Raw genomic sequence first — 11,501 nt, forward strand, 5'->3', positions numbered from 1 at the left:
GAGAACATACTCGTCAGATTCGATTTGATGTTATTGCGGTGATGATGAACCATTTTGGCAAGATCATGTCCATAAATCATCTAGAAAATGCATTTTAGCTTGGAGTTAGTTGATAAAAAGGATGAGCATTTAGACGAGTATAATGTCTATAGTTCATCTTTTTCTATTTGATCCGGAACTCTCTTATCTGCTGTCCTTTGAATCTGGCTAACAGAGAGGTGTATAATGAAATTGCAACCTGGTGTGTACCATTTGGAGAGGGAGGCATGACCCATGAGTAAAACGACGAAGACAATCAACGAAGTCCGCCATGCGATCGAGAATCGCCGCACCGTCAAAAAATTCAAGAAAGATCCTGTTCCAACGGAGCAAATCATCGATTTGCTGGATACAGCCGTTTGGGCACCTAACCATAAATTGCGTGAGCCGTGGAGATTTGTGTTGTTCAATGGCAAAGGACGTAAAAAGCTCGCAGAGGCCATTGAAGCCGAGATGGGTGAGGATAACAAGTTTTCGGGGAGTGTGCAACAGGTGCCTGCCATTTTGCTTGTTGTGCTGGAGGAAGACCCGAGACAAGCGATTTGGGATGAGGATTTCGCCGCAGTCAGCGCCATGGTTCAGAACTTTATGCTTGCAGCATGGAGCGAAAATATAGGCACGTTTTGGGTGACCAAACCATTTTTATATGCACCTAAATTTCGGAAGCCACTAGGTATCAAGGCAGGAGAAAAAATTATTGGAATGATCTATATGGGATACCCCGAGGTCATTCCATCATCGAAAGAGCGTACACCTGCCAAGGAGAAGCTAACGTTATTTGAATAAAAGAACTTCATTCGAGACCACATACATGTGGTCTTTTTTATATGATCATTTTCAAATAGTGTTTTGTCATAAACCAAATTCCTGTCACTGTTTGATGTTCCCACGATATCTCCTCCGATAAGCTTTTTTTGAAAAGAGACATTCATTTATCTTATGATTTACGTGTAACTGCCAATTCAATTTTTGGATGTGCTTATGATGCCAACCAAGCCGTATAGGTACTCTTCATTAACATGTAAGCAGAGTTCAAATACGGCTTTTGTTTAGCAACTGAATATCCGTATTAAAATAAACTCAAGTCTAACTGCCGATATTGTATTGCTTCCGCGACATGGGCAGTCACAATCTCACCTTCATGATCCAAGTCAGCAATAGTTTGTGCCATTTTCATAATTCGGTCATGGGCACGCATACTCAGGTTCAACGTCTGTATCGTTTGATCCAATAAATGCTCTGCTTCACGAGGTAGATGGATTGTCTTCCGTAAAAATGTGCCAGAGAGCTGACTGTTCCAGCGCACTGAACGGTTCGTGTACCGTTTGGCCTGAATGGCATGGGCAGCCATCACTTTGGACTGCATCTCGACAGATGAAGGAGAAGTGCCAGCCATACGCCAATCTCCTGGTGGGGGAACTTCGACTTGGAGATCAATACGATCCAGCAGTGGGCCCGAAATTTTTGCCCTGTATGCTGCAACGCGAGCCGGACTGCAGATGCAACGCTGATCCTCCGCCTGAGCCGACAGATATCCGCAGGGACAGGGATTCATCGAACAGGCCAGCATGAATTGTGCAGGAAATGTGAACGCAGCTCTTGCCCTACTGATTGTAACCGTCTGATCTTCAAGCGGCTGTCTTAGTACTTCAAGAACCTGACGCTGAAACTCTGGTAATTCATCCAGAAACAGAATTCCGCGATGGGCTAGACTGACCTCGCCTGGCTTTGGAATGCCGCCACCCCCAATCAAGCCGGAGGTGGATATCGTATGATGAGGTGACCGGAAGGGTCTGTCTGCAATCAGTCCTTGAGGAGCTTCTTTTAGAGTTCCCGCTGCACTTAACACTTTAGTTACTTCGAGTGCTTCTTCTTCCGATAAAGGGGGTAAAATCGTCGGTAATCGTTTAATCAGCATCGTTTTGCCTGTACCAGGTGGGCCAACCAGCATGATATTATGCATCCCCGCAGCGGCAATCATAAGTGCACGCTTGACATGATGCTGTCCAAGTACATCACTATAGTCTTCATGTGGATAAGAGAGAAGTTCTCTACCTTGATTGGACCGTGCACTGGAAGGTCCAGAGATATGAAGGTGACTGTAGTCTTTTAAAATGATTGGCCCCGCACTCGTTGTTCCCCCTGAAGTGTTGCCATTTAAATCTTGGGATGTAAGGGTATGACCAGGAGCAAGGTCCTTCAGATGTTGAAGCCCATAGATCCCGATTCCACGAATCAAACGCGCCTCCTCCACGTTCTCATAAGGGAGCAGAACCGAAGTAAAGCCTTGCCTTTTGGCTAGATCAACCATCGACAATATTCCGGGAACGGGCCGGATTGAACCATCCAGTGCCAGTTCCCCGAGAACTAAAGTGCGTTCCTGCGGGGGAAGAACAAGTTGACCGCTGGTTGTAAGTAAAGCAATGGCAATAGCAAGATCAAAGGAGGAACCTTCCTTACGCAGATCAGCTGGGGCCAGATTAATCGTAATTCGTTGCAAAGGATACTGATATCCACAGTTTTTAATCGCCGCCCGAACGCGTTCCACAGCTTCTCTAACCGCCGAATCCGGTAGTCCGATAATTGAAGTCAGAGGCAACCCATTAGATAAATCCGTTTCAACTTCAATTAATACACCGTCAATTCCATAGAGACACGAGCTATACAACTTTCCATACATAACAAAGAAACACCTCACTCGAATGTTGGGCTACGCGCAGGGCGAGCCAGTCTCGAATTAAGGTGCTTCCTCAGCTTCTACTAGCATTTTATATAAAAGGAATCAGAGCGTCAACCCGGTGTGAATTGAACTGCAATGAGTTTGTCTGAATCCTGAATTGTTCTGGTGATTGTTCTGATGATCCTCCCTGAAGTAGATTATCCGTCCTATTGATCATCTGTAATTATATTTTATACAACTAAATTTAACATGATTAAATAACGATGTAAAATAATTTGTGCTCAATTATTCTTTTTTTAATCTATTTTGTGATAAGATAGTAATGGGGAACTCAATTTCGCCGCTAATAAAGGTGAAGCAGGATGATTAACCCATGAGATATGCAATTTAAAGTACATTAGGCAGGTGAGATAGCTAACATGCAGACAGACCGTTTAAAGCTGGATAATCAATTATGCTTCGCCATATACGCTTGTTCACGTGAAATTACAAAATTGTACCAGCCCTATCTGGAAGTGCTTGGTGTGACGTACTCTCAATATTTGGTATTAATGGTATTGTGGGAGCGGCAGGAATGTACCGTTAAGGAAATTGGTGAAGCTCTGTACCTCGATTCAGGTACGCTGACGCCTCTTCTCAAACGATTACAGTCAGCCGGGTTCATCCATCGTGAGCGCTCTGCACAAGACGAGCGTAAAGTGTTGATTACACTAACCGATGCGGGACGTGAACTTAAGAATAAGGCATTATCCATACCTGAAGCCATTCAGGGAGATGCTTGCTTGAACAGCACAGAGTTTGAAGCACTGCTTGGGCAATTTAAAGGCTTGCTCGAGAAAGTTCATGAATCGAATATAAATGCTGCTAAAAAATAATAATAAAAGTCTCGATGTGATGAAAACCTTAGCCTAATCGGTTGAGGTTTTTTTCCATATATATCCAAGCATTCACAAAAAGGGATCATATCCATATCAAAATGCTGTCTATTAACCATTACTTTTTTAAGGAAAGCGTTTTAAAAACATGTTACAATGAATTGGGTTTAAGTGAAAATAGTCAACATATGTCTTTTGTTCGTCTACCAGCCCGCCTTGTTGCAGTCATGTTGATAGGAGGATTCGAGAATGAATATCCATGAATATCAAGGAAAAGAAGTACTGAAACAGTATGGAGTTACCGTTCCAAACGGAAAGGTTGCTTATACAGTCGATGAAGCGGTTGCGGCCGCAGAGGCACTGGGCAGTCCGGTGACTGTAGTTAAAGCGCAAATTCACGCAGGGGGTCGGGGTAAAGCCGGCGGCGTGAAAGTAGCAAAAAGCACAGAGGAAGTTCGTGCCTATGCATCCGAAATTTTGGGCAAAGTATTAGTAACCCATCAGACAGGACCAGAAGGTAAAGAAGTAAAACGTCTTTTGATTGAAGAAGGATGCGATATCCGCAAAGAGTATTATGTGGGTGTTGTTGTCGATCGTGCTACAGGACGTGTAGTCATGATGGCTTCCGAAGAAGGCGGAACAGAGATCGAAGAAGTAGCTGAAGCTACACCTGAGAAAATTTTCAAAGAGGTAGTTGACCCTGCGATCGGGTTGCAAGTGTTCCAAGCACGTAAACTGGCTTACAGCATTAACATTCCGAATGAACTCGTGAATAAAGCTGTGAAGTTCATGCTTGCGTTGTACAAGGCATTTGTCGAAAAAGATTGCTCTATTGCCGAGATCAACCCGCTGGTTGTTACCGGAGATGGAAACGTTATCGCGCTGGATGCAAAGCTGAACTTTGACTCCAACGCTCTCTTCCGTCACAAGGATATTCAAGAACTTCGTGACTTGGATGAGGAAGATGAAAAAGAAATCGAAGCTTCCAAATACGACCTCAGCTACATAGCGCTTGACGGCAACATTGGCTGTATGGTTAACGGTGCGGGACTTGCGATGGCTACGATGGACATCATCAAATATTACGGTGGAGACCCGGCCAACTTCCTTGATGTTGGGGGCGGTGCAACAACAGAGAAAGTTACGGAAGCATTCAAGATCATTCTGTCTGATGCCAAAGTAGCCGGTATCTTTGTTAACATCTTTGGTGGTATCATGCGTTGTGATGTCATTGCCAACGGTGTTGTTGAAGCAGCGAAGCAGCTTGGCCTGACCAAACCGCTGGTTGTTCGTCTTGAAGGAACTAACGTGGAACTGGGCAAACGTATTTTGGGTGAATCCGGCCTGAATATCGTTCCTGCTGATTCCATGGCCGATGGAGCACAGAAAATTGTTGCCCTCGTAAAATAGGTTCATTCCTTCGTACCGGAGCTGTCCGGGAATTGAAAAATAACCGTAAGGATGTGAAGCAACGTGAGTATTTTGATCGATAAAAATACAAAAGTCATTACGCAAGGCATTACGGGTTCAACGGGAATGTTCCACACGAAGGGCGCATTGGACTACGGAACCCAAATGGTAGGCGGTGTTACGCCAGGTAAAGGCGGAACCAATGTTGACATCACGCTGGAAGACGGTTCAGTAGTCAGCTTGCCGGTATTCAACACGGTGCAGGAAGCGAAGGAGGCTACTGGCGCAACAGCGAGCGTCATCTATGTTCCTCCAGCATTTGCAGCGGATTCCATTATGGAAGCTGTTGATGCGGAACTGGATTTGGTCATCTGTATTACTGAAGGTATTCCGGTACTGGATATGGTCAAAGTAGACCGTTTCATGGACGGAAAAAATACAGTATTGATTGGGCCTAACTGTCCAGGTGTGATCACACCGGGCGAGTGTAAGATCGGCATTATGCCTGGATACATTCATATGCCAGGACATGTTGGTGTCGTTTCACGTAGTGGAACACTGACGTATGAGGCTGTTCATCAGCTCACAACTCGTGGTATTGGCCAATCTTCTGCGGTAGGTATCGGAGGAGACCCGGTTAAGGGTTCCGAGTTCATCGATATCTTGAAACGTTTCAATGAAGATCCACAGACACATGCTGTCATCATGATTGGTGAGATCGGTGGCACTGCGGAAGAGGATGCAGCAGAATGGGTAGCGGCTAACATGACTAAACCGGTGGTAGGATTCATCGGTGGTGTTACAGCGCCTCCAGGCAAACGTATGGGGCATGCGGGTGCGATTATCTCTGGCGGTAAGGGTACAGCCAAAGAGAAAATTGCGAAGCTGGAATCATGCGGTATTAAAGTTGCTCCGACACCAGCGGAAATGGGCTCCACTTTGGTAAGTGTGCTCGAAGAACGCGGTATTTTGAATTTGTGCACGACACATTAATCCTATTCCGTTATAATAGAAGAAACGGCACGGAAATGATTCATTTTCGGAGCCGTTGATTCAGGAGACGGTAAAGGTAAGCAACCTTTTGTCCTTTAAACAGGGCGAAGGGTTGCTTTTTTGCGTTTTTTTAGAAAAATGAGGACGAACTTTAGTGTGCAGAATATGTTAACGTGTGGCAATTTATCGTTGTTTATCACACAAATAGAGGGCAATTTGCCCTCTCACAGGAGGTAGAAACATGGAAGAACGTTGGATTTTGCTTGGACTCTATGAAATGGAAGGCATCGGTAAGAAAAGTGTTGCAAAATTGATGACAGGTCAGCACTCGTTGCGGGAGTTGCTTTATTACGAGGAAGGAGACTGGATTGAAGCTGGACTGAGGAAGGATCAGGCGACTCGTTTGGCTAGAGAATTTAATGCCGGCTGGATTGAGAGTAGAAGAGAGCAGGTTTATGATCGCGGGATCGAGGTTATTACTTATCTGGATTCAAATTATCCTATATTAATGAAGGAAACCGCTCAGCCTCCCTGGGTGATGTACACTCGAGGAGACACTCGGTTATTACATCAACCTTCGATTGCGATGGTAGGAACAAGGATGCCTACAGTTTATGGGCGTAAAGTTGGGGAAAAGCTTGCAGAACAATTATCTCTTGCGGGGTTAACTATTGTCAGTGGACTTGCCAGAGGTATTGATCGTGTGTGTCATGAAGCTGTATTACGAGCAAATGGTAAAACGATTGCTGTTTTTGGTACAGGGGTAGATATGGTTTACCCACCTGAAAATACGAGCCTTGCAGAACAAATTGCTGAAACGGGTCTACTCTTGTCAGAGTACCCTCTGGGAACCAGGGCTCGTCAGGGCCTTTTTCCCGAGCGAAACCGGATTATCGCAGGATTAACATTAGGAACGCTCGTTGTAGAAGCGGATGTACGAAGTGGTTCTCTCATCACCGCAGATGCAGCACTCGAGGCAGGCAGAGATGTATTTGCAGTTCCAGGGCCGATTACTTCGCCGAAGAGCCGAGGGGCACATAATTTAATACGACAGGGGGCCAAATTGGTCACTTGTGCTACTGATTTATTAGAAGAGTATCGTTTGGACTTGCCAAATGCAGAACAACTTCCTTACAATAGAGGACGTTCGGCAGAAATGTCAGGACATGCGGAGCAAGGTTTATTTCCAAAGGTGGAACTTTCTACAGATGAACGACGTATCATCATTTTACTTGAGCAGGAAGAGCAGTCTTTAGATCAATTGATAGATCGGTTGGGTTGGGATTTTGGACATTTACATTCAGTTCTGTTATCTTTAATCATAAAAAAGCAGATTAGCCAATTACCAGGAACCAAATATGCTAGGGTATGACGATGCTGCAACCTGTGCAGTATGTGGAGTATATAATACGAAGTATGAAGTGAAGTACAAGAAACAGTTTCATGACTGAGAGGAGGATGGACCTATGGCGGATGCACTCGTAATCGTGGAGTCGCCCTCAAAGGCGAAGACGATCGGCAAATATTTAGGCAGCAAGTTCATCGTGAAAGCTTCGATGGGACATGTACGCGATTTGCCAAAGAGTCAGATCGGCGTTGAGGTAGAGAATGATTTTAATCCGAAATATATTACGATCCGCGGCAAAGGTTCAGTATTAAAGGAACTTAAGGATGCACGAAAGAAAGTGAAAAAAGTGTATCTCGCGGCCGACCCGGATCGTGAGGGTGAAGCCATTGCCTGGCATTTGGCACATGCACTTGAACTGGATGACACGGCTGATTGCCGAGTTGTATTTAATGAAATCACCAAACAAGCGGTTAAGGACGCATTCAAAACGCCGCGTAAAATAAATATGGATCTGGTCAATGCACAGCAAGCTAGACGCATTCTGGATCGGCTCGTGGGTTACAAGATCAGTCCACTATTATGGAAGAAAGTAAAAAAAGGATTATCAGCAGGACGAGTTCAGTCTGTTGCCGTCAAAATTATTTTGGATCGTGAAAATGAAATTGACGAATTTGAACCGGAAGAGTACTGGAGCATTACAGCCAAACTGAGTGCAGATGGTAATCCATTCGAGGCGAAGTTTCATAAGTTGAACGGAACGAAAACAGAGCTTGGCAGTGAAGCTGAAGTACAAGCGATTTTGAAACAGATCGAAGGTGCTGATTTTACAATCAAGGAAGTGAAGGAGAAAGAGAGAACTCGAAATCCTTCGGCGCCATTTACGACAAGTTCACTGCAACAGGAAGCGGCACGTAAACTTAATTTCAGGGCTTCCAAGACGATGTCGGTTGCGCAACAGCTTTATGAAGGTGTAGACCTTGGAAAAGAAGGCACAGTCGGTCTCATTACGTATATGCGTACAGACTCGACTCGTATCGCTGCTTCCGCACAGGAAGAAGCCAAAGAATATATCGTTGGAAAGTATGGTGAGACATTTGCACCAGAGAGCCCGCGGAACTATTCCAAAAAGGCTTCCAACGCTCAGGACGCGCACGAAGCGATCCGTCCGACTTCCATTTTGCGTGATCCAGATTCGATAAAATCGTTTATGAGTCGTGATCAGTTCCGTTTATATAAGTTGATATGGGAACGTTTTGTAGCAAGTCAGATGTCTTCGGCTATTCTGGATACACTTTCGGTTGACATCGCTGCAGGAGATACGATCTTCCGTGCTGCGGGTTCCAAGGTGCGCTTTCAGGGATTCATGAAAGTGTATGTAGAAGGCAATGACGATGGTACAACCGAGGAAGATCGTTTGTTGCCTCCGCTCAAGAGTGGAGATGTGCTGAAAAAGCAGGAGATTGAGCCTAAGCAGCACTTTACGCAGCCGCCGCCACGTTATACCGAAGCACGGTTGGTTAAAACCTTGGAAGAGCTCGGCATAGGTAGACCAAGTACTTATGCGCCAACACTGGAGACCATTCAGAAACGTGGATATGTTGCGATCGAAGAGAAGAAATTTATGCCGACTGAGCTGGGAGAGCTGGTCATTGAGCAGATGGAAGAGTTTTTCCCGGAAATCCTGAATGTGGAGTTTACCGCGAATATGGAAGGCGATCTCGACCATGTGGAGGAAGGCTCTGAAGATTGGGTTAAAGTGTTGGCTGAATTCTATGAATCTTTCGAGAAACGGTTAGAGTTTGCTGAGGAAGAAATGAAAGAGATCGAGATCGAAGACGAGGTGTCGGACGAGATCTGTGAGAAATGTGGCAAGCCGCTCGTATATAAACTGGGTCGTTTCGGAAAGTTCCTCGCATGCTCAGGATTCCCTGACTGCCGTAATACGAAACCGATTATTAAAGACATCGGTGTAACTTGTCCGAAGTGTAAGGAAGGACATGTGGTGGAACGCCGCAGTAAAAAAGGACGTATTTTCTATGGCTGTGACAAATATCCGGAATGTGATTTTGTATCTTGGGATAAACCTTCCGCTAAACCTTGTCCGAGCTGTGGATCGTTAATGATTGAGAAGCGAAACAAAAAGGGAACAAGATTGCAGTGTACTTCATGTGATCATCAGGAGCCGGTGGAAGAATTGGATGATGAATCAGCGGATTAGCATATGATGGGGGTAAATGATTTTGACAAGTGAACAACAAGTAACAGTTATCGGTGCGGGATTGGCTGGATCAGAAGCAGCGTGGCAGATCGCCAGTCGCGGTGTGCGAGTGAAGTTATATGAGATGAGACCGGTTGTCAAAACGCCGGCTCATCATACGGATAAATTTGCAGAACTCGTCTGCAGTAACTCTCTTCGTGCCAATGGACTGGCTAATGCAGTTGGCGTGTTGAAAGAAGAAATGAGAATGTTGAATTCGCTCGTACTCGGAGCAGCTGATCGACATGCTGTTCCGGCAGGAGGAGCCCTGGCTGTGGATCGGGATGGCTTCTCGGGTGAGATTACATCGACTTTGCATCAGCATCCGCTGATTGAAGTGGTGAATGAAGAACTTACTTCACTTCCAGAGGACGGCATTGTTGTTGTAGCGACCGGACCACTGACTTCGCCAGCATTGTCCGAGCAGATTAAAGCATTGATGGGTGAGGAGTACTTCTATTTCTATGATGCTGCAGCGCCGATTATTGAAAAAGATTCCATAGATATGAACAAGGTATACCTTGCCTCTCGTTATGATAAAGGAGAAGCGGCTTATCTCAACTGTCCAATGACAGAAGAAGAGTTTGAACTCTTTTATGAGGCTCTGATTACTGCAGAGGTTGCTCAGTTAAAAGAATTCGAAAAAGAAATCTATTTCGAAGGTTGCATGCCGATTGAAGTCATGATGAAACGGGGCAAACAAACAGCATTGTTTGGACCGATGAAGCCGGTAGGTTTGGTTAATCCGCATACGGGTGAATTGCCTCATGCTGTAGTACAGCTTAGACAGGACAATGCGGCGGGAACGTTGTATAACTTGGTAGGTTTCCAAACGCACTTGAAGTGGGGAGAACAGAAACGTGTCTTCTCTCTGATTCCGGGTCTTGAGAATGCTGAGTTTGTGCGCTACGGTGTCATGCACCGGAATACATTTATTAACTCACCGAAGTTGCTTCGTCCAACATACCAATTCAAAGAGCGCCCTAATTTGTTCTTTGCTGGTCAGATGACAGGGGTAGAAGGATATGTTGAATCTGCCGCATCGGGTCTTATTGCCGGCATGAATGCAGCTAAAGCAGCGTTAGGACAAGAACTTGTTGTACTGCCGGTAGAAACGACACTAGGTAGCATGGCCCAATATATTACAACGGCGGATTTCAAGCATTTCCAGCCAATGAATGCTAACTTCGGTTTGTTACCGAAATTGGAAACTAGAATCCGTAACAAAAAAGAAAAAAATGAAGCACTTGCAAATCGTGCCCTGGATGGTATCGCCAAGTTTATTGCTTCAGAAGGTCTAACCGTTCCGGAACGCGTATAAATTATTCGTGGGGGAGCTGATATCATGGATATGTCATTTCATGCGACGACGATCTGTGCTGTCCGTCATAATGGCAAGGCAGCGATTGCGGGCGATGGTCAGGTAACTATGGGCCAGAGCGTTGTGATGAAGAATACAGCCAAAAAAGTAAGACGTTTATATCGTGGACAGGTTGTTGCTGGCTTTGCCGGTTCTGTAGCTGATGCAATTACACTGTTTGAAAAATTCGAAGGTAAACTGGAAGAGCACCATGGCAATCTGCAACGGGCGGCGGTTGAACTTGCAAAAGATTGGCGGCAGGATCGCATACTGCGGAAGCTCGAAGCTTTGTTGATTGTGATGGACAAAACAGGAATGTTGCTTATTTCAGGTGGCGGCGAGATAATCGAACCGGATGATGATATCATTGCGATCGGTTCAGGTGGTAATTTTGCTTTATCCGCTGCGCGGGCGCTGAAACGTCACGCTGGACAGATGGAAGCGAAAGATATCGCACGTGAGTCTCTTCAGGTGGCTTCCGAGCTGTGTGTATACACGAATAGTAACATTATCGTCGAAGAATTGTAGGAACAAAGAAA

9 protein-coding genes are annotated in these 11,501 nt (G+C 45.3%); 8 read left to right on the plus strand and 1 reads right to left on the minus strand.

The genetic code is table 11. From position 1 onward, the window contains the following. The first annotated feature begins 273 nt into the window (after positions 1–273). Positions 274–825 carry a nitroreductase family protein gene (locus ACT89M_RS11125; protein ID WP_154958967.1) on the plus strand — a complete coding sequence of 184 codons (552 nt, stop codon included), beginning with the start codon at positions 274–276 and terminating at the stop codon, positions 823–825. A 283-nt stretch (positions 826–1,108) separates the two neighbouring features. Here the strand turns inward: ACT89M_RS11125 and ACT89M_RS11130 are convergent, their stop codons facing one another. After that, positions 1,109–2,719, minus strand: coding sequence for a YifB family Mg chelatase-like AAA ATPase (locus ACT89M_RS11130; protein ID WP_154886386.1), 1,611 nt, complete (start codon positions 2,717–2,719; stop codon positions 1,109–1,111). A gap of 419 nt (positions 2,720–3,138) precedes the next feature. Here ACT89M_RS11130 and ACT89M_RS11135 point away from each other — a divergent pair, with 419 nt between their 5' ends. The 7 genes from ACT89M_RS11135 (at position 3,139) to hslV (ending at position 11,490) form a co-directional block, all read left to right on the plus strand. Next, positions 3,139–3,594, plus strand: a complete 456-nt coding sequence (locus ACT89M_RS11135) for a MarR family winged helix-turn-helix transcriptional regulator (RefSeq protein WP_154886384.1) — start codon at positions 3,139–3,141, stop codon at positions 3,592–3,594. Positions 3,595–3,843: 249 nt separating this feature from the next. After that, the gene (sucC, locus tag ACT89M_RS11140) at positions 3,844–5,004 is read left to right on the plus strand and encodes an ADP-forming succinate--CoA ligase subunit beta (RefSeq protein WP_090923884.1); all 1,161 of its coding nucleotides are present in this window, start codon (positions 3,844–3,846) and stop codon (positions 5,002–5,004) included. A gap of 63 nt (positions 5,005–5,067) precedes the next feature. Beyond that, a complete protein-coding gene (sucD, locus tag ACT89M_RS11145; RefSeq protein WP_090923883.1) occupies positions 5,068–5,997 on the plus strand; it encodes a succinate--CoA ligase subunit alpha in 930 nt (309 codons plus the stop codon). A gap of 241 nt (positions 5,998–6,238) precedes the next feature. Next, the gene (gene dprA, locus ACT89M_RS11150; protein WP_154886382.1) at positions 6,239–7,369 is read left to right on the plus strand and encodes a DNA-processing protein DprA; all 1,131 of its coding nucleotides are present in this window, start codon (positions 6,239–6,241) and stop codon (positions 7,367–7,369) included. Between the two features lie 94 nt (positions 7,370–7,463). Continuing rightward, entirely contained in the window at positions 7,464–9,563 is a 2,100-nt protein-coding gene (gene topA / locus ACT89M_RS11155) for a type I DNA topoisomerase (RefSeq protein WP_308722039.1), read from the plus strand. Positions 9,564–9,579: 16 nt separating this feature from the next. Further along, positions 9,580–10,923 carry an FADH(2)-oxidizing methylenetetrahydrofolate--tRNA-(uracil(54)-C(5))-methyltransferase TrmFO gene (gene trmFO / locus ACT89M_RS11160; protein WP_373323193.1) on the plus strand — a complete coding sequence of 448 codons (1,344 nt, stop codon included), beginning with the start codon at positions 9,580–9,582 and terminating at the stop codon, positions 10,921–10,923. A gap of 24 nt (positions 10,924–10,947) precedes the next feature. Beyond that, positions 10,948–11,490, plus strand: coding sequence for an ATP-dependent protease subunit HslV (hslV, locus tag ACT89M_RS11165; protein WP_090923879.1), 543 nt, complete (start codon positions 10,948–10,950; stop codon positions 11,488–11,490). Positions 11,491–11,501 lie beyond the last annotated feature (11 nt).

It is taken from the genome of Paenibacillus sp. NN59 (genome assembly GCF_057597225.1).